Raw genomic sequence first — 18,728 nt, forward strand, 5'->3', positions numbered from 1 at the left:
GGCTGGTGCTGAGGTCAGGGTGCGAGGCGGATGGCCAATTGGCTGGCCAGCACGGAAGCCGCTTCGTCCCAGGTGGTGTGCACGCCGATTGTAGAAAGGTCCACGGTCGGCAGTCCTGCGTAGCCGCAAGGGTTGATGCGCGAGAAGGGTTCCAGGTCCATGTCCACGTTGAGCGCGACACCGTGGTAGGTGCAGTGGCGCGAGACCTTGATGCCGAGCGCGGCGATCTTGCCCAGGCCGGAAAAATCGGGGGCTGCCGCGGGTGCCGACGGATCGGCCTTCTGCGGGCGCTGGGGCAGCAGGGCATGGCTGCGCGGGTCGGCCAGGCGCACGTAGATGCCCGGCGCGCCGGCCACCCGGTGGCCCGTGATGCCGAAATGCGCGAGTGTGCGGATCGCGGCCTCTTCCACGCGGTGGACGTATTCCTTCACGTAGTAGCCGGCGCGCCGCAGGTCGACGAGCGGATAGGCCACCACCTGCCCGGGGCCGTGGAAGGTGACCTGCCCGCCGCGGTTGGTGGCGACCACGGGGATGTCGCCCGGGGCCAGCAGGTGGTCGTCACGGCCCGCGAGGCCCTGGGTGAAATGGGGTGCGTGCTCGCACACCCAGAGGGCATCGGGCGTGTCGCCGGTGCGCTGCGCGGTGAAGGCCTGCATGGCGTCCACGGTTTGGCGCAAGTCCACCCGCCCGAGCATCCGCACCTGCATCGCCGTGTCCTGGATCAGAGCACCACCTTCACCATCGGGTGCGAGGAAAGCGCGCGGTACAGGTCGTCGAGTTGTTCGCGGCTGGTCGCCGTCACGGTGAGGGTCACGCCCAGGTAATTTCCCTCGCGGCTGTCACGCAACTCGATGGTGGAGGCGTCGAACGAGGGATCGAAGCGGCGGGCCACCTCGGTCAGCGCATGGACGAACCCGTCGGCCTTGCGGCCCATGACCTTGATGGGGAAGCGGGAGGGGTACTCGATGAGCGATTCCTTGCGCGGATCACCCTCGGATCCGATCACCGGGGAAGGGGTGGGGGGCTGTGTCATGCGATGATTGTCGGCGAATCAGGGAAAGGCACCGGGGCGGCGATGCGCCATGCTGGTGCCTGCAAGAGGCCTGGTTCACCCATCGGGTGCACCGTTGCGCGCCGTTGTCGCACGCGCGCCCCAAGGCATTGCAGGATGCAACGGGTTTTTACTTATAATCAGGGGCTTTGTAAGAAGTTCCAGCCCGGATGCCGGGCGTCCAGCAGGCGTTGACCAACCATGAAAACAGACGCTACGGACACTGGAACTGAGGTCGAGGATTCCGGTTTCAAGCCCCTTTCTGCAGCCGAGGCGCAGGAATGGCGGCAACGACATCCACCCATGTCCATCTGGCGCATCGTTGCGGGCCAGGCGGCGGTGGGGCTCGTTGCGGCCCTGGTGGCCTGGATGGTGACCGGACGCTCCCATGTCGCCTGGTCCACGGGTTATGGAGCGCTGGCGGTGGTCCTTCCCGCAGCGCTCTTCGCCCGGGGCATGGCGCGCAGGAGGTCTTCCGCCGGGGGCGCCCTGGCGGGCTTCTTCGGATGGGAGCTGGTCAAGATTGCTGTGACCGTCGCCATGCTGGCGGCGGCGCCCCGGCTGGTGCCGGGATTGAGCTGGCTGGCTCTGCTCGCCGGCATGGTGGTGACGATGAAAACGTACTGGATCGCGCTCATGGTGCGGTCCGGTGTCCGCAAACCGATTGATTGAGAGAAGAGTTGTCCGATGGCCGCAGAAGCGCATGCCCCGACTGCCAGTGAATACATCGTTCACCACTTGCAGCATCTTCAGAACATCAAGCAGAAGTCCATCGTCGATTTCTCCGTGGTGAACTACGACTCCGTCATCGTGGGCCTGGTGCTCGGCGCCATCGCCCTGTTCACCTTCTGGATCTGCGCCCGCAAGGCGACTTCCGGCGTGCCGGGCCGCTTCCAGGCCGCCGTCGAGATCCTCGTCGAGATGGTGGACAACCAGGCCAAGGCCAACATCCACAACGCCGAGAGCCGCAAGTTCATCGCGCCCCTGGCCCTCACCGTGTTCGTGTGGATCTTCCTCATGAACGCGATGGACATGCTGCCCGTGGACCTGCTGCCCGCCATCTGGGCCCAGATCTACGGCGCCGCGGGCCATGATCCGCACCACGCCTACCTGCGCGTCGTGCCCACGGCCGACCTCTCCACCACGCTGGGCCTGTCCACGGCCGTGCTGATCCTCTGCCTGTACTACAGCGTGAAGATCAAGGGCCTCGGCGGCTGGGCGCACGAACTCGTGACCGCTCCGTTCGGCACGAGCAAGAATCCCGTCTTCGCCCTGATCCTGGGCGTGGTCAATCTGCTGATGCAGATCATCGAATACGTTGCCAAGACCGTGTCGCATGGCATGCGGCTGTTCGGCAACATGTACGCTGGTGAGTTGGTGTTCATGCTGATCGCCCTGATGGGCGGCGCGGCAGCCATGTCGCTTTCCGGTGTGTTGCTCCCCGTGGGGCACATCATTGCGGGCTCTATCTGGGCGATCTTCCACATCCTGGTGATCACCCTGCAGGCCTTCATTTTCATGATGCTGGCGCTGATCTACCTCGGCCAGGCGCATGACGCTCACTGAGCCTTCCCTTTCCTTCCTTCTCAACCTTTCTTTCTTTTCATCCTAGGAGTCATCATGGAAAACATTCTCGGTCTCGTCGCTCTGGCTTGTGGTCTGATCGTGGGTCTGGGCGCCATCGGCGCATCGATCGGTATCGCTCTGATGGGTGGCAAGTACCTCGAAGCTTCCGCCCGCCAGCCCGAGCTGATCAACGAACTGCAGACCAAGATGTTCATCTTGGCCGGCCTGATCGACGCCGCCTTCCTGATCGGCGTTGCCATCGCCCTGCTGTTCGCCTTCGCCAACCCCTTCGTCCTGGCCTGATTCCCGACCAACGCCCAACTAGAAAGGTGTTGCCGTGAGTATCAACGCGACCCTGTTCGTTCAGGCCATCGTCTTCCTGATCCTGGTGCTGTTCACGATGAAGTTCGTGTGGCCCCCGATCGCGAAGGCGCTGGATGAGCGAGCCCAGAAAATCGCCGAAGGCCTCGCTGCTGCCGACCGCGCCAAGTCCGAACTCGTCGCCGTGAACCAGCGCGTCGAGACGGAACTCGCGCAGACGCGCAACGAGACGGCATCGCGTCTTGCGGACGCCGAGCGCCGTGCCCAGGCCATCATCGAAGAGGCCAAGGCCCGTGCGGCCGAGGAAGGCAACAAGATCGTCGCCGCTGCCCGCGCCGAGGCCGAGCAGCAGTCGATCCAGGCCCGCGAAGCCCTGCGCGAGCAGGTGGCCGCGCTGGCCGTCAAGGGTGCCGAGCAGATTCTCCGCAAGGAGGTCAATGCCGGCGTCCACGCCGATCTGCTGAACCGGCTCAAGACCGAGCTGTAAGTAAGGGACGCAACCATGGCTGAACTCGCCACCATTGCCCGCCCTTACGCGGAAGCCCTGTTCAAGGCCTGCGCAGCCCAGCCGGGCGCCGACCTGGGCAGCACCGTCGCCTGGGTGGACGAACTGGCGGCGATCGCTGCCGACCCGCAGGTGCGGCAGCTGGCCGACAACCCCAAGATCGAGCCCGGACAGCTGTTCGACCTGATCGCCGGGGTGGTGCGCGCGCCGCTCTCCGATGCGGCCCGCAACTTCCTGCGCGTGCTCATCGACAACGGCCGCCTCGAAGCGCTGCCCGAGGTGGCTGCGCAGTTCCGTGCCCTGGTCAACCGCCAGAGCGGCTCGTCCGACGCGGTGGTCCACAGCGCGTTCCCGATCGATGCCGCCGCGCTGGCGGAACTCGGTGCCTCGCTGGAGAAGCGCTTCGGCCGCAAGCTGAACCTCACCGTGCAGCTCGACGAGTCGCTGATCGGCGGCGTGCGCGTGGCCGTGGGCGACGAGGTGCTCGACACCTCCGTCAAGGCCCGTCTGGAACAAATGAAAGCGGCCCTCGTCGCGTAAGCGCCCGAGGTTTCGGCTAACCCAAGAAAGAAGGAAAGAGTCATGCAACTCAATCCCGCAGAGATTTCTGAACTGATCAAGAGCCGCATCGAAGGTCTGGCAGCCAGCAGCGACATCCGCAACCAGGGCACCGTGGTGTCCGTGACCGACGGTATCGTGCGCGTCCATGGCCTGTCGGACGTGATGCAGGGCGAAATGCTCGAATTCCCGGCCACCCAGGACGGCCAGCCTTCCTACGGCCTGGCACTGAACCTCGAGCGCGACTCCGTCGGCGCCGTGATTCTGGGCGAGTACGAGCACATTTCCGAAGGCGACACCGTGAAGTGCACGGGCCGCATCCTGGAAGTGCCCGTGGGCCCCGAACTGGTCGGCCGCGTGGTGAACGCCCTGGGCCAGCCCATCGACGGCAAGGGCCCGATCAACGCCAAGCTGACGGACGTGATCGAGAAGGTCGCTCCCGGCGTGATCGCGCGCCAGTCCGTGGACCAGCCGCTGCAGACCGGCATCAAGTCCATCGACGCCATGGTGCCCGTGGGCCGTGGCCAGCGCGAGCTGATCATCGGTGACCGCCAGACCGGCAAGACCGCCGTGGCCATCGACGCCATCATCGCCCAGAAGGGCCAGGGCGTGACGTGTATCTACGTCGCGATCGGCCAGAAGGCTTCGTCGATCAAGAACGTGGTGCGCGCCCTGGAACAGGCCGGCGCCATGGAATACACGATCGTGGTGGCGGCATCCGCTTCCGAGTCGGCTGCCATGCAGTACGTGTCGGCCTACTCCGGCTGCACGATGGGCGAGTACTTCCGCGATCGCGGCGAAGACGCCCTGATCGTCTATGACGACCTGTCCAAGCAGGCCGTGGCCTACCGCCAGGTCTCGCTGCTGCTGCGCCGCCCGCCGGGCCGCGAAGCCTACCCCGGCGACGTGTTCTATCTCCACAGCCGCCTGCTGGAGCGCGCAGCCCGCGTGAATGCCGACTACGTCGAAGCTTTCACCAAGGGTGAAGTCAAGGGCAAGACCGGTTCGCTGACGGCCCTGCCGATCATCGAAACGCAGGCCGGCGACGTGTCCGCCTTCGTTCCGACCAACGTGATCTCGATCACGGACGGCCAGATCTTCCTGGAAACCAGCCTGTTCAACGCCGGTATCCGCCCCGCCATCAACGCCGGTATCTCCGTGTCCCGCGTGGGTGGTGCTGCCCAGACCAAGATCATCAAGGGCCTGTCCGGCGGTATCCGTACCGACCTGGCGCAGTACCGTGAGCTGGCTGCGTTCGCGCAGTTCGCTTCCGACCTGGACGAAGCCACCCGCAAGCAGCTCGACCGCGGTGCCCGCGTGACCGAACTGCTCAAGCAGGCGCAGTACAGCCCCCTGCCCATCTCGCTGATGGGTGCGACGCTGTTCGCGGTGAACAAGGGCTTCATGGACGACGTGGACGTGAAGAAGGTGCTCGCCTTCGAATCCGGCCTGCACCAGTTCCTCAAGACCAGCCACGGCGCCCTGCTGGAGCGCCTGGAGAAGAACCGTGCCTTCGACAAGGAAGGCAAGGACGAGGCCGAACTGACGCAAGCCATCACGGCCTTCAAGAAGTCGTTCGCTTAAACCGGACGAGGACCCATCATGGCAGCAGGCAAGGAAATACGCGGCAAGATCAAATCGGTGGAGAACACCAAGAAGATCACCAAGGCCATGGAAATGGTGGCCGCGTCCAAGATGCGCAAGGCGCAGGACCGCATGCGTGCCGCACGGCCTTACAGCGAGAAGATCCGCAACATCGCGGCGAACCTCGGCCAGGCCAATCCCGAGTACGTGCATCCCTTCATGAAGTCGAACGACGCCAAGACGGCCGGCTTCATCGTGGTGACGACGGACAAGGGCCTGTGCGGCGGCATGAACACCAACGTGCTGCGCGCCGTGACGGCCAAGCTGCGCGAACTGCAGTCGCAGGGCGTGTCCACGCAGGCCGTCGCGATCGGCAACAAGGGTCTGGGCTTCCTGAACCGCGTCGGCGCCCAGGTGGTGTCGCATGCGACCGGCCTGGGGGACACCCCCCACCTGGACAAGCTGATCGGCCCCGTGAAGGTGCTGCTCGACGCCTATGCCGAAGGCAAGATCAACGGCGTGTACCTCGCGTACACGAAGTTCATCAACACCATGAAGCAGGAATCGGTCGTCGAGCAGCTGCTGCCGCTCTCTTCCGAGAAGATGCAGGCCGAGAAGACCGAGCATGGCTGGGATTACATCTACGAGCCCGATGCCCAGAGCGTCGTCGACGACCTGCTCGTGCGTTACGTGGAGTCCCTGATCTACCAGGCCGTGGCCGAGAACATGGCGTCCGAGCAGTCGGCGCGCATGGTGGCCATGAAGGCCGCCACGGACAACGCGGGCAACGTCATCGGCGAACTCAAGCTGGTCTACAACAAGACGCGCCAGGCCGCGATCACGAAGGAACTTTCGGAGATCGTCGCGGGTGCCGCGGCAGTTTAAATTTTTGGAGCAAATGCAATGGCTCAAGAGAACACCCAAGTGAACGCAGGCGTTCAGGGCAAGATCGTTCAATGTATCGGCGCCGTGGTGGACGTCGAGTTCCCGCGCGACCAGATGCCCAAGGTGTATGACGCACTGAAGCTCGAAGGCTCCCCGCTGACGCTGGAAGTGCAGCAGCAGCTCGGCGACGGCGTGGTGCGTACCATCGCCCTGGGTTCGTCCGACGGCCTGCGCCGCGGCCTGATGGTGTCCAACACCGGCAACCCGATCACCGTGCCCGTGGGCAAGGCGACGCTGGGCCGCATCATGGACGTGCTGGGTTCGCCCATCGACGAGCGCGGCCCGGTCAGCCAGGAGCTGACGGCCTCCATCCACCGCAAGGCCCCTGCGTACGACGAACTGTCGCCGTCGCAGGAGCTGCTGGAAACCGGCATCAAGGTGATCGACCTGGTGTGCCCGTTCGCCAAGGGCGGCAAGGTGGGCCTGTTCGGCGGCGCCGGCGTGGGCAAGACCGTGAACATGATGGAGCTCATCAACAACATCGCCAAGGCCCACAGCGGCCTGTCTGTGTTCGCTGGCGTGGGCGAGCGTACCCGTGAAGGCAACGACTTCTATCACGAAATGGCCGACTCCGGCGTCGTGAACCTCGAGAAGCTCGAAGACTCCAAGGTCGCCATGGTCTATGGCCAGATGAACGAGCCCCCGGGCAACCGCCTGCGCGTGGCCCTGACCGGCCTGACGATCGCCGAGTCGTTCCGCGACGAAGGCCGCGACGTGCTGTTCTTCGTGGACAACATCTACCGCTACACGCTGGCCGGCACCGAAGTGTCCGCACTGCTGGGCCGCATGCCTTCCGCCGTGGGCTACCAGCCGACGCTGGCCGAGGAAATGGGCCGCCTGCAGGAGCGCATCACCTCCACCAAGGTCGGCTCGATCACCTCCATCCAGGCCGTGTACGTGCCTGCCGATGACTTGACCGACCCGTCCCCCGCCACGACCTTCGCCCACCTGGACTCCACCGTGGTGCTGTCGCGTGACATCGCTTCGCTGGGTATTTACCCCGCCGTGGATCCGCTGGACTCCACCAGCCGCCAGCTGGACCCGCAAGTGGTCGGTGAAGAGCACTACCAGGTGGCCCGCGGCGTGCAGGGCACGCTGCAGCGCTACAAGGAACTGCGCGACATCATCGCCATCCTGGGCATGGACGAACTGGCTCCCGAAGACAAGCTGGCCGTGGCGCGCGCCCGGAAGATCCAGCGCTTCCTGTCGCAGCCGTTCCACGTGGCCGAAGTGTTCACGGGCTCGCCTGGCAAGTACGTGCCGCTGGCGGAAACCATCCGCGGCTTCAAGATGATCGTGGCTGGCGAGTGCGACCACCTGCCCGAGCAGGCGTTCTACATGGTCGGGACCATCGACGAAGCCTTCGAAAAGGCCAAGAAGGTCGCGTAAAGCTGCGTAATCGGCCACCTCGCGTCGTTGGCGTGCTCAATGTGCTCGATGCACATTTCCGCGCGCCGCCTAGCGATGCGGCCGATTCCTTGCTTTCCCCCGACTTTTGGAAGGAAAACCCATGAACACCATCCACGTCGATGTGGTCAGCGCCGAAGAGTCCATCTTCTCGGGTGAGGCGCGCTTCGTCGCGCTGCCCGGCGAGGCCGGCGAGCTCGGCATCTACCCGCGCCACACGCCGCTGATCACCCGCATCAAGCCGGGATCGGTGCGCATCGAGACGGCCGACGGCGGCGAAGAGTTCGTCTTCGTGGCCGGTGGCATCCTCGAGGTGCAGCCCGAGCGTGTGACCGTGCTGTCCGACACCGCCATCCGCGGCAGGGACCTGGACGACGAGAAGGCCAACGCCGCCCGGGCCGCCGCCGAGGAAGCGCTGAAGAACGCCAAGAGCGACGTCGATTTCGCACGCGCGCAGTCCGAGCTGGCCGTGATGGCCGCCCAGATCGCCGCGCTGCGCAAGTTCCGCCAGAAGCGTTGAATCCGGCGGGGCCGTGACGGCCTTTCGCACTCCCCATCCAGGCCGCCCTGCAGGGCGGCTTTTTCTTTTTCCGGGCCCCCCGGGCCATGGTTCTGATGAACCGGGCCGGAACGGCAAGGGCCCGCGCGTTTCGGCTGCCGGAAACCGGGCCGTGGGGTAGGCGTGCTCCGACAACGGCATGCGGCGGGCTGTACGGGAGAGGCCGCGGGACGGGCGCTAGCATTCCTCATGCAAGCGCACACCAGGGCTTTCTTCCTTCTACGTACGTCGCATTGGGCGGCGGGGTCAGCGGGGCGGCGGGTTGGCGCTTTCCTCCATTCCATGGAAGGGCTCCCGCATGGCGGCTGCTTCCGATGACCTGGTGATCGCGCGGCCCGAGGGGCTCTACTGTCCCCCGGGCGATTTCTATATCGATCCCTGGAAGCCCGTGGAGCGGGCGGTCATCACGCACGGCCACTCCGACCATGCCCGCTGGGGCCACGCGCACTACCTGGCCCACATCGACAGCGAAGGGATCCTGCGCACCCGGCTCGGCGCCGATATCACGCTGCAGACGCTGCCCTACGGCCAGGCCATCGAACACCACGGCGTGCGGATTTCTCTGCATCCTGCCGGCCACGTGCTCGGTTCCGCGCAGGTGCGGCTGGAGCACGGAGGGCGCGTTTGGGTGGCGTCGGGCGATTACAAGACGGGGGCAGACGGCACCTGCCCGCCGTTCGAGCCGGTGCGCTGCGACACGTTCATCACGGAATCGACCTTCGGCCTTCCGATCTACCGCTGGCCTTCACAGGAAGAGCTGTTTTCCGACATCAACGCCTGGTGGCGCGCCAACGCGGCCGAAGGACGACCGTCGGTGATGCTGTGCTACGCCTTTGGCAAGGCGCAGCGCATCCTGCATGGCGTCGATTCATCGATCGGTCCGGTCGTGGTGCACGGCGCGGTGGAGCCGCTGAACCGCGTCTACCGTGCAGCGGGCGTGGCCCTGCCGCCCACGCTGCGCGTCACCGATCCGGAGGTGACGGCGAAGCTGCTGCAGACGGCGCTCGTGGTAGCGCCTCCGTCCGCGCAGGGCACGCCCTGGATGCGCCGGTTCCCGCGCCATTCCGATGCGTTCGCGAGCGGCTGGATGCAGTTGCGCGGCACGCGGCGGCGGCGCGGCGTGGACCGGGGCTTCGTGATGTCGGACCATGCGGACTGGCCGGGGCTGCAATCGGCGATCGGTGCCACGGGTGCGGAGCGGGTGTTCGTCACGCACGGCAGCGTGGCGGTGCTGGTGCGCTGGCTCTCCGAGCAGGGCCTGGATGCGCAGGGCTTCCAGACGGAATACGGCGACGAGGATGGCGATGCCGGGCCGGCGGATGCAGCAGCCGCAGCCCACCCGGCGGGCGACGACCCGGCCCCGCTGGTGGCCGAGCCGGGGGGCGATGCGTCGCCGATGGTAGAGGAGGCGCCCGCCCCGCAAGAGGATGGCGCATGAAGGATTTCGCGGCCCTCTACCGCGCGCTGGACGCGAGCACCTCCAACCTCGCCAAGCAGGCCGCGCTCCAGTCGTACCTGCGCGCGGCCGCGCCTGCCGATGCGGCCTGGGCCGTGTATTTCCTCGCGGGCGGCAAACCGCGCCAGCTCGTGCCGACCAAGCTGCTGCGGCAGTTCGCGCGCGAGGCGGCCGGCCTGCCGGAATGGCTGTTCGACGAGAGCTACGAGGCCGTCGGCGACCTTGCCGAAACCATCGCGCTGCTGCTGCCCCCACCCACCGATCGCCATGAACTCGGCTTGGCGGAATGGGTGGAGCAGCACCTGCTGCCGCTGCGGGGCCGCACGCCCGAGGAACTGGAGCCGGTGCTGCGTGCGCAGTGGGCCCGGCTCGCGCCGGAAGAGCGGCTCGTGTACTTCAAGCTCATCACGGGCGCGTTCCGCGTGGGGGTGTCGAAGCTGCAGGTCACGCAGGCGCTGGCCGCCGTGGGCGGCCTGGACCCGAAGCGCGTGGCCCAGCGCCTGATGGGCTACACCCACATCGGCGCACGGCCCGGGGCCGCGGACTACGAACGCCTCGTGGCGCCGCAACCCGAGGAGGGCAGCGGCGACGGCCCTGAAGGCGGCGGCAGCGCAGAGACCAGCGGCCATCCGTATCCGTTCTTCCTCGCGCACCCTTTCTCGCTGCCGGTGGAGCAGTTCGACGCCACGCTCGGCCCGCCCGGCGACTGGATCGTGGAGTGGAAATGGGACGGCATCCGCGCCCAGCTGGTGCGGCGCGCAGGTGCCACCTGGGTCTGGTCGCGCGGCGAGGAACTGGTGAGCGACCGGTTCCCCGAGCTGCAGCGGCTGGGCGAGGAGGCCCTGCCGGACGGCACGGTACTGGATGGCGAGATCGTCGTCTGGCAGCCTGCCGACGGCGACACCGCGGCCCACGTGCGGCCGTTCGCGGATCTGCAGAAGCGCATCGGGCGCAAGACGCTGGGACCGAAGCTGCTGCGCGAGTTGCCCGTGGTGCTGCTCGCCTACGATCTGCTCGAAGAGGACGGCCAGGATCTGCGCGCCCTGCCGCAGCACGAACGCCGCGCGCGCCTGGATGCGCTGCTCGCCCGCACCGCGCACCCGTCGCTCGTGGCCAGCCCGGTGCTGCACGGAGCGAGCTGGCAGGACCTCGCCACGCAGCGCGCGCAGGCCCGCTCGCTGGGCGTGGAGGGGATGATGCTCAAGGCCCGCGGTGCGCAGTACGGCGTGGGCCGCACCAAGGACGTGGGGACCTGGTGGAAGTGGAAGATCGATCCGCTCAGCATCGATGCGGTGCTGATCTATGCGCAGCGGGGGCACGGGCGCCGTGCGAGCCTCTACAGCGATTACACCTTCGCGGTCTGGGACGGCCCGCCCGGCACGGACGGCCGCACGCTCGTGCCGTTCGCAAAGGCGTACTCGGGCCTGACCGATGCCGAGATGGCGCGCGTGGACGCGGTCATCCGGCGCACGACGCTCGAGACCTTCGGGCCCGTGCGCAGCGTGAAGCCGACGCTGGTGTTCGAGCTCGGGTTCGAGGGGATCGCGCGCAGTGCGCGGCACAAGAGCGGCATCGCGGTGCGGTTTCCGCGGATGCTGCGGTGGCGCGAGGACAAGCCGGTGGAGGAGGCGGATTCCCTGGAGACGCTGGAGGCCCTGTTGCCCAGGTCGGACCCTTGACAGCGACCCGATCCCGGCGGTGACGCCGACTACACCCTTCACATCCATGCCCAGTCCCTCTTCCCGCGCCCCGCGTCCCCGCCCTCTGGCGGAGGTCTGGCTCGCGACGCGCGGCTGGCGGCCCTTTCCCTTCCAGCGCGAGGTCTGGCGCGCGCTCGCCCAGGGCCGCAGCGGGCTGCTGCACGCGACCACGGGCGCCGGCAAGACCTACGCGGTGTGGCTGGGCGCGCTCCAGGCCTTCGGTACCGCGGGCAAGGTGCGGGGCAAGGACGAAGGCGGCATCTCCGCCGACCTGGCCGACGCCGGGGAGGCCGCTGCAGGAAGTCCCGCTGACGGAAAACGGTGCAAGGCCCCGCCGCCGGAGCCGCTGACCGTGCTCTGGCTCACGCCAATGCGGGCCCTCGCTGCCGACACGCTGAAGGCCCTGCGCACCCCGCTCGACGAACTCGCGGCGACGCAGCCCACGCTCGCGCGCTGGACCAGCGGGGCCCGCACGGGCGACACGGGCAGTGCCGAACGCGGCGCGCAGTCGCGCCGGCTGCCCACCGTGCTGGTGACCACGCCGGAGAGCCTTTCGCTGCTGCTGGCGCGGGCGGACGCGCGCGAGTTGTTGTCCACCGTGCGCCTGGTGGTGGCCGATGAGTGGCACGAGCTGCTCGGCAACAAGCGTGGCGTGCAGGTGCAGCTGGCGCTGGCGCGGTTGGCCGGCTGGAATCCCAGGGTGTGTGTCTGGGGCATGTCGGCCACGCTCGGCAACCTGCCCGAGGCACGGGATGCGCTGCTGGCGCCCCTGGGTGCGGAGGTGGCGGAAGAGGGCGTGCTGGTGCAGGGCCAGGTGGACAAGCGGCTCGTCGTCGATACGCTGCTGCCCGACCATCCGGAGCGGTTTTCCTGGGCCGGTCACCTGGGGCTGCGCATGCTGCCGGCGGTGGTGCGCGAGCTGGAATCCACGTCGACCACGCTGGTGTTCGTCAACGTGCGGTCGCAGGCGGAGCTTTGGTACAAGGCCATCCTCGACGCGCGGCCCGACTGGGCGGGGGAACTGGCGATCCACCATGGCTCGCTGGACCGCGGCGTGCGGGAGTGGGTGGAGGCGGGCCTGAAGGAAGGACGCCTGCGCGCCGTGGTGTGCACCAGCAGCCTGGACCTGGGCGTGGACTTCCTGCCCGTGGAGCGCGTGCTGCAGATCGGTTCGGCCAAGGGCATAGCGCGGCTGCTGCAGCGCGCCGGGCGCTCGGGCCATGCGCCGGGGCGACCCTCGCGCATCACGCTGGTGCCCACGCACAGCCTGGAACTGGTGGAGGCCGCGGCCGCGCGCGCCGCGGTGCAGGCCGGCGAGGTGGAGATGCGCGCCAGCCCGCGCCGGCCGGTGGACGTGCTGGTGCAGCACCTCGTCACCGTCGCACTGGGCGGCGGCTTCGAATCCGAGGCGCTGTACGCGGAAGTGCGCCGCACCGTGGCCTACCGCGACCTGCCGCGCGCGGTCTGGCAGTGGTGCCTGGATTTCGTGCACCGCGGAGGGCCCTCGCTCGCGGCCTACCCGGACTACCAGCGCGTGGCGCCAGACGAAGAGGGCGTCTGGCGCATGCCGAGCGCACGCCTGGCGCGCCGCCACCGTTCGAACATCGGCACCATCGTGAGCGACGCCAGCATGGCCGTGCAGGTGCTGCACGGCGCGCGGCTGGGCACGATGGAGGAGAGTTTTCTCTCGCGCCTGTCACCGGGCGATTGCTTCGTGTTCGCGGGGCAGGTGCTGGAGATGGTGAAGATCGAGGACATGACGGCCTACGTGCGCCGCGCCGCGCGCGGGCGGCCCACGGTGCCGCGCTGGGCCGGATCGCGCATGCCGCTGTCCACCGTGCTCGCGGATTTCGTGGTGCAGCAACTCGCGCAGGCGGCCGCGGGGCGTTATGGGTCGCCCGAGTTGCGCTGCGTCCGACCGCTGCTGGACGTGCAGCAGCGCTGGTCCGCGCTGCCGACGCCCGGAACGCTGCTCGCCGAAACCCTGCGCACCCGGGAGGGCTGGCACCTGTTCCTTTATCCGTTCGCGGGCCGCCATGCGCACATCGGCCTGGCCAGCCTGTTCGCATGGCGCGCGGCCCAGGGCGAGGCCGGCACGTTTTCCATCGCCGTGAACGACTACGGGCTGGAGTTGCTGTCTGCGACCGAGCGCGATTGGGCCGCATTGCTGCCGGAGTTGCTGCGGGTGCATGCCGCGCCCGTGCCGGAGCGCGGGAGCGATGCCAAACCGCTGCGGCTGCCGGCCGGTGAAGCCCTGGCCATCCGCAATACCGCGAACGCAGCGCGTGCCGAGGCCGAGGCCGAGGATTCGTCCGGCGCCAGCGTGATCGAAACCGGCAGCGCCCCGCAGGACGAGGCCCGCCACGCGCTGCTGCACGAGGTGCTGGCCAGCCTCAATGCCACCGAAATGGCCCGGCGCCGGTTCCGCGAAATCGCGCGGGTGGCGGGGCTGATCTTCCAGAGCCATCCCGGCGAGCGCCGCAGCGCGCGGCAGCTGCAGGCGTCGTCGCAGCTGTTCTTCGAGGTGTTCCGCAAGTATGACGCGGGCAACATGCTCCTGCGCCAGGCCGATGAGGAAGTGCTGAGCCAGGAGCTGGACGTGGCGCAGCTGCTGGCGGCGCTGCGCCGCATTCAGGCACAGGACCTGGTGGTGCAGCCGCTGGCGCGGCCCAGCCCGTTCGCCTTTCCACTCATGGTGGAGCGCTTCCGGGAAAAGCTCACCAACGAGGACCTGGCCGATCGCATCGCGCGCATGCTGGCGCAGCTGGACACCGCCGCCGACGCGGGGTCCGCTGCTGCGGCCAGCCCGCCAGCGCAGGATGTGGTGCCTCCGGACCCGCCCGCGCGGCCGCAGCGCCGGCGCGCCGCGGCGAAAAAGGCGACCGGCAAGGAGGGGGGCGGCGAGGACGGGGCGGCGCCTGCCGCCCGGACCGCGATGCAGCAGGCCGCCGAGGCGGTCCGCCGCACGCTGGATTTTTCACTCACTTCCTCCGAGGACGCGGGCAACGGCGCGGCAGGGGGCGGACGCAGCCGTCGCCGCGAGCGCAAGCCGTCACGGCCCCTGCCGCGGCTGTGAACCCCCATGCCGGCACCTGGGTTGCCGGTCCGGGACAATGGCGCATCCCTCATCGCTGTGCATGGACCCCTTCAATTGACAGGCGCATCCGCCACCTTCCACCTCGCCGGTACCGAAGTCCGGCTGCTCGCCGGCCATGCCCTCTGGTGGCCCGGCGGGCGGACGCTCTTCGTCGCCGACGTGCACCTGGGCAAGGCCGACACCTTCCGCGCGCGCGGGCTGCCCGTGCCTTCCGGTACCACGCGCGACAACCTCGCACGGCTTTCCGCGCTCGTGGCCGAACAGGGCGCGCAGCGGCTCGTGGTGCTGGGCGACTTCCTGCACGCGGCAGAGGCGCGCTCGCCCTCCGTGCTGGCATCGCTCGCGGCCTGGCGTGCGACGCATGCGGCGCTGGAGGTGGTGCTGGTGCGCGGCAACCACGACAGCCATGCGGGCGATCCGCCTGCGAAGCTGGGTATCGCGATCGTGGACGAGCCGTGGCCGCTCGGACCGTTCGCATGCTGCCACCATCCGCAGCGGCATGCAGTGCTGCATGTGCTCGCCGGCCATGTGCATCCCGCCGTGGTGCTGCGCGGGCCGGGCCGCGATGCGCTCCGGCTGCCATGCTTCGTGGTGGACGCGGCAGAAGGCTCCGATGCCGGAGCCACGCTGCTGCCGGCCTTCGGCGAGTTCACGGGAGGGCAGGTGCTGGCGCCGATGGCCGGCCGGCGGTTCTTCGCCGTGGGCGGTGGACGGACATGGCCCGTGCCGGTGGCCGGTACCGGCGCATCGCTGCGGGCATGACCCATCCTGCGGCGGCTCAGGCTCCCGAGGGGCTGGCGCCCGCCTGGGGCTCCGGGGGGGCGAGTCCCGCCAACTGGAGCAGCAGCCGGTCCTCTGCCCTGCGCCAATGCGCTTCGACCTGCCGGGCGCGTGCGGCATAGTCGGCTTGCTCCTCCAGGCCTTCGGGGATGTCCGCGTCGAAGAAGGGGTCCGCATCGCGCAGGCGGAAGTGTTCCTGGAACTCCCGTGGATGCAGGGCCTGCATTCCGGCGCGCCACGTGGAGTGACCCATGAGGAATTCGCGATACACGGCGGGATCACGGGCCTGCCGGAGCACGGCCTGCTCCATGGCGATCAGGGCCCGGGGGGTGAGCAGGCTGGTGGACCGTCCGGCCACGTCGAAAAACGTGCCCTCCGGAAGGTCGAGGCGGGGGCCTAGCGCCTGCTTGGCACGCAACAGGTGTTCCAGGGGCTCCCTCTCCAGGTTCATGCGGTGCGAGTCTTCCAGGTCCGGGCGCTGCAAATGTCGGTGGATGAACCAGGTGACTTCCTTTTCCAGCAGCGCCAGGCGCAGTTGCTGCCCGGCCCAGCGATGGAACTGCGGGGCACCCATCCGCCCTGCGCGGATCTCATCCACCATCTGGTGGTCCCGCACGGCCAACAGGACTTTGGAGAAACCCTCCAGCACGTTGTCGTGGCAACTGCCCAGGGCGGTCTGTGCGATCAGGAAGACCTGCTCGCGCAATGTGGAGCTCGCGCAGATCGCGTTGATCACGGACGTGACCTGCCCGGCCCGCTGTGCTGCCACCGCGGAGGACTCCCCTTGTGCATTGGCCTCCCGCAGGCGCCCCAGGAGGCGGGCGAAAGCCGGAGCATGGGTTTCGTCATCGAAGCGCCCCAGCTCCAGGTTCCGCAGGGCTTCTCCGCCACCGTGGGTCCAGCGGGCCATTTCCACCCCCAGCGGGTGTTGCTGGGTTGCCAGATCGAGGGCCAGCGCTGTCACCGCATCCACCTCCCCCGGCTCGCCTTCCGACCCTTCTTCGTCTTCGACTTCCATCCTGTTCACTTGATGAATCAGTTGCCAGATCAACGCCGCCAGGCGTGGGTTGCGCTCCGCTTCCTGTTCATGCCGCTGCTCCAGGCCTTCACGCAGTTCCGGATCCGGGCCGATGTCCGCCAGCAGGTCGAACGCCACGCTCAGGGCGCGCTGCGCCTGGTCAGGATGCTGTCTCAATTGGTCCAGAAGTCTGAACACGTGGGCAGGCACCGGCTCGCCCTGGATACCGAACTCGGCCGGATCGGCATACGGAAGGAGGAGCAGATCGGGGACCAGCGGCATCTCGGCATCGGCTGGCTCCGGCAATGCTGGCATGGCATTGAGGTCCGGCAGCAACACTGGCGGTTCCGGCTCGGCGTTCAGGTCCGGCAGCAGCACTGGCGGTTCGGGCTCGGCGTTCAGGTCCGGCAGCAGCACTGGCGGTTCAGGCGCGGCGTTCAGGTCCGGCAGCGGCAGGCGGGCGCGGGGTGCCATGGCGTGCACCGTCGCTGCGGGCCGCTGGGGCGGTGCGGATGGCCCCGCCCCTGGAGCGACGGGTATGGATGCCGACGGGCGTCCTCCGGTGCCTGCGGTTCGCGGCCTGACCTGCCGTGCCTGCGCATCGGCTGGAGGGCTGGGTTCACGTGATCGCGTCCTGGTGGATAGGCGCAGAGGGCTCATGGGGCGAATTCCGGGCGATTGTCAGCAAAAAAGACCGTGGTCAGGCGTTGCCCCCGCCGGCCGATGGGCCCGGGTCCTGGGGCCTGGGCTGCGGCGGGACGGGCCGGGCATGGTCGGCAAGAGTTTCCAGCGCACGCTGCACCGACGCCTGCCAGCGTTCGTAAACCTGGCGGCCCGCCTCGGCGTAGGCATAGGCGGCCGGACTCTCGGTGTCTTCAGGGATGTCCTGGTCGTGGAACGGATCGGCGTCCCGGGCCGCCTCCAGCGGTTGGAATATTTCGGGGTGCAGCACTTGCATGCAGGTACGCCAGGTGTCGTGCTGCAGGATGAATGCGCGGTAGGCCTGCGGGTCCGCTGCCTGCTGCTGCACCCGGGATTTCAGGGCCTCGAGGTGTTCCGGACCAAGCACGCTCATTTCCGCACTCGTCAGGTGCTGCACGGTGTCCTTGGGGAGTTCCAGGGCCTGCCGGAGCGCGGACTTGGCATGGGCCAGCGTCTCCATGGGGTCCTTGCGCAACTTGTCCCTCTCCCAAGGGGGCATGTCGGTGCGCTGCAGCATCTTGCTGATGAGGTGGCCCACGGCGGTTTCCAGCAGGGCCAGCCGGAACTGCTGGCTGGTCCACTGGTGGAGCCTCGCCTCATTCAGGAGGCCGCGGCGCGCGGCCATCACCAACTGGAGTTTCCGCACCGCCAGCATGACCTTGGAGAAGCCCTCCAGAACATTGTCCTGGCAACTGCCGAGAGCGGTCTGCGCAATCAGGAACGCCTCGTTGCGCAACTCGGCATCCCGGGCCATTGCCGTGAATGCGACCTTCACCTGGTTTTCCATTTCGCGCCGTGCGGTGGCAGAAAGTTCGGGCAGGGCTTCCTGGTGCAGGCGTTCGAGCATCCGGGCAAAAGCCGGGGCGGCCTCCTCCTCGTCGAAGGCATGGAGATCCATCGTGGAGGTGCGGGCCGCATCGCCCAGCCAGGCCTGGAGCTGGCTGCCCAGCGGCGCGCCCAGCTGTGCCAGGTCTCCTTCGAGGCCCCTGTCGTCTTCGTCGGATCCGGTGGCTTCGTTGTCCGAAGACGAGGTGCGTCCGGCCTCGGGCGCGCCCCCCGGGACCAGAATGCGTTCGATCACGCGGGCTGCGGCAGGGCTGCCCAGCTGGAGCAAAAGCCAGAGCGAGCGCAATGCTTCCCCGACCTCGTGACCGGTGCCTTCCTGGTGGGCGAGAAGGGCTGCAGCCGCCTGGTGGATGCGTGGCTCGAGGTCCGGCCGCACCACGGCCACCATGACCAGGGGAACGAATTGCGCCCGGCTCGGTGGTCCCTGCATGCCCAATGCCGCAAGTTCCTGGCGCAGGGATTCGGGGACCTGTCGGGCGCTGGCCGCCCGTGTGCTGGCGCTGGCGCCGGCACTGCTGGAAGACTGCATGGGGTGCGGCGCGCGTGGCGGTGGCACGGCGGCGCGGGGCGGCCGGCTGGAAGGGCCTGCTTCCGCCGAGGGGGCGGCAGCGGCCTGGCGGGCCGGCAGTCGTC

At 68.2% G+C, this 18,728-nt stretch carries 17 protein-coding genes; 13 read left to right on the forward strand and 4 right to left on the reverse strand.

Features of this window, described 5'->3' with window-relative positions; translation table 11 throughout:
- Positions 1 to 14: 14 nt before the first annotated feature.
- Together lipB and ACAV_RS02105 are read right to left on the reverse strand one after the other, a co-directional pair.
- Entirely contained in the window at positions 15 to 707 is a 693-nt protein-coding gene (lipB, locus tag ACAV_RS02100; RefSeq protein WP_013592929.1) for a lipoyl(octanoyl) transferase LipB, read from the reverse strand.
- Positions 708 to 721: 14 nt separating this feature from the next.
- Positions 722 to 1,033: a YbeD family protein gene (locus ACAV_RS02105; protein WP_011793548.1), complete on the reverse strand. Its 312-nt coding sequence runs from the start codon at positions 1,031 to 1,033 to the stop codon at positions 722 to 724.
- 219 nt (positions 1,034 to 1,252) lie between these two features.
- Here ACAV_RS02105 and ACAV_RS02110 point away from each other — a divergent pair, with 219 nt between their 5' ends.
- The 13 genes from ACAV_RS02110 to pdeM all read left to right on the forward strand — a co-directional run bounded on the left by ACAV_RS02110 (position 1,253) and on the right by pdeM (position 15,511).
- Positions 1,253 to 1,723: an ATP synthase subunit I gene (locus ACAV_RS02110; RefSeq protein ID WP_013592930.1), complete on the forward strand. Its 471-nt coding sequence runs from the start codon at positions 1,253 to 1,255 to the stop codon at positions 1,721 to 1,723.
- Between the two features lie 15 nt (positions 1,724 to 1,738).
- On the forward strand, positions 1,739 to 2,617 hold the full coding sequence (gene atpB / locus ACAV_RS02115) for a F0F1 ATP synthase subunit A (protein WP_013592931.1): 879 nt from the start codon (positions 1,739 to 1,741) through the stop codon (positions 2,615 to 2,617).
- 54 nt (positions 2,618 to 2,671) lie between these two features.
- Complete coding sequence (atpE, locus tag ACAV_RS02120) at positions 2,672 to 2,920, forward strand: F0F1 ATP synthase subunit C (protein ID WP_011793551.1); 249 nt, start codon at positions 2,672 to 2,674, stop codon at positions 2,918 to 2,920.
- 34 nt (positions 2,921 to 2,954) lie between these two features.
- Positions 2,955 to 3,425: a F0F1 ATP synthase subunit B gene (locus tag ACAV_RS02125; RefSeq protein ID WP_013592932.1), complete on the forward strand. Its 471-nt coding sequence runs from the start codon at positions 2,955 to 2,957 to the stop codon at positions 3,423 to 3,425.
- Positions 3,426 to 3,440: 15 nt separating this feature from the next.
- Positions 3,441 to 3,983, forward strand: coding sequence for a F0F1 ATP synthase subunit delta (locus tag ACAV_RS02130; RefSeq protein WP_013592933.1), 543 nt, complete (start codon positions 3,441 to 3,443; stop codon positions 3,981 to 3,983).
- 42 nt (positions 3,984 to 4,025) lie between these two features.
- Positions 4,026 to 5,585: a F0F1 ATP synthase subunit alpha gene (gene atpA, locus ACAV_RS02135; protein WP_013592934.1), complete on the forward strand. Its 1,560-nt coding sequence runs from the start codon at positions 4,026 to 4,028 to the stop codon at positions 5,583 to 5,585.
- A gap of 18 nt (positions 5,586 to 5,603) precedes the next feature.
- Complete coding sequence (atpG, locus tag ACAV_RS02140; RefSeq protein ID WP_013592935.1) at positions 5,604 to 6,470, forward strand: F0F1 ATP synthase subunit gamma; 867 nt, start codon at positions 5,604 to 5,606, stop codon at positions 6,468 to 6,470.
- Positions 6,471 to 6,488: 18 nt separating this feature from the next.
- Entirely contained in the window at positions 6,489 to 7,919 is a 1,431-nt protein-coding gene (gene atpD, locus ACAV_RS02145; RefSeq protein ID WP_011793556.1) for a F0F1 ATP synthase subunit beta, read from the forward strand.
- A 121-nt stretch (positions 7,920 to 8,040) separates the two neighbouring features.
- Positions 8,041 to 8,457 carry a F0F1 ATP synthase subunit epsilon gene (locus tag ACAV_RS02150; protein ID WP_013592936.1) on the forward strand — a complete coding sequence of 139 codons (417 nt, stop codon included), beginning with the start codon at positions 8,041 to 8,043 and terminating at the stop codon, positions 8,455 to 8,457.
- A gap of 337 nt (positions 8,458 to 8,794) precedes the next feature.
- Positions 8,795 to 9,934, forward strand: a complete 1,140-nt coding sequence (locus tag ACAV_RS02155) for a ligase-associated DNA damage response exonuclease (RefSeq protein ID WP_013592937.1) — start codon at positions 8,795 to 8,797, stop codon at positions 9,932 to 9,934.
- Positions 9,931 to 11,631, forward strand: coding sequence for an ATP-dependent DNA ligase (locus ACAV_RS02160; RefSeq protein WP_013592938.1), 1,701 nt, complete (start codon positions 9,931 to 9,933; stop codon positions 11,629 to 11,631). Before ACAV_RS02155 ends, ACAV_RS02160 begins: the two co-directional genes overlap by 4 nt.
- A 46-nt stretch (positions 11,632 to 11,677) precedes the next feature.
- Complete coding sequence (locus tag ACAV_RS02165; protein WP_013592939.1) at positions 11,678 to 14,728, forward strand: ligase-associated DNA damage response DEXH box helicase; 3,051 nt, start codon at positions 11,678 to 11,680, stop codon at positions 14,726 to 14,728.
- 6 nt (positions 14,729 to 14,734) lie between these two features.
- Positions 14,735 to 15,511 carry a ligase-associated DNA damage response endonuclease PdeM gene (pdeM, locus tag ACAV_RS02170; protein WP_013592940.1) on the forward strand — a complete coding sequence of 259 codons (777 nt, stop codon included), beginning with the start codon at positions 14,735 to 14,737 and terminating at the stop codon, positions 15,509 to 15,511.
- A 16-nt stretch (positions 15,512 to 15,527) separates the two neighbouring features.
- Here pdeM and ACAV_RS02175 read toward each other — a convergent pair whose 3' ends face one another.
- The gene (locus ACAV_RS02175) at positions 15,528 to 17,021 is read right to left on the reverse strand and encodes an NEL-type E3 ubiquitin ligase domain-containing protein (RefSeq protein WP_013592941.1); all 1,494 of its coding nucleotides are present in this window, start codon (positions 17,019 to 17,021) and stop codon (positions 15,528 to 15,530) included.
- A 226-nt stretch (positions 17,022 to 17,247) separates the two neighbouring features.
- A complete protein-coding gene (locus ACAV_RS02180; RefSeq protein WP_013592942.1) occupies positions 17,248 to 18,624 on the reverse strand; it encodes an NEL-type E3 ubiquitin ligase domain-containing protein in 1,377 nt (458 codons plus the stop codon).
- Between the last annotated feature and the right edge of the window lie 104 nt (positions 18,625 to 18,728).

Origin of the sequence: Paracidovorax avenae ATCC 19860, from assembly GCF_000176855.2 — a bacterium.
Taxonomy (GTDB): Bacteria; Pseudomonadota; Gammaproteobacteria; order Burkholderiales; family Burkholderiaceae_C; genus Paracidovorax; species Paracidovorax avenae.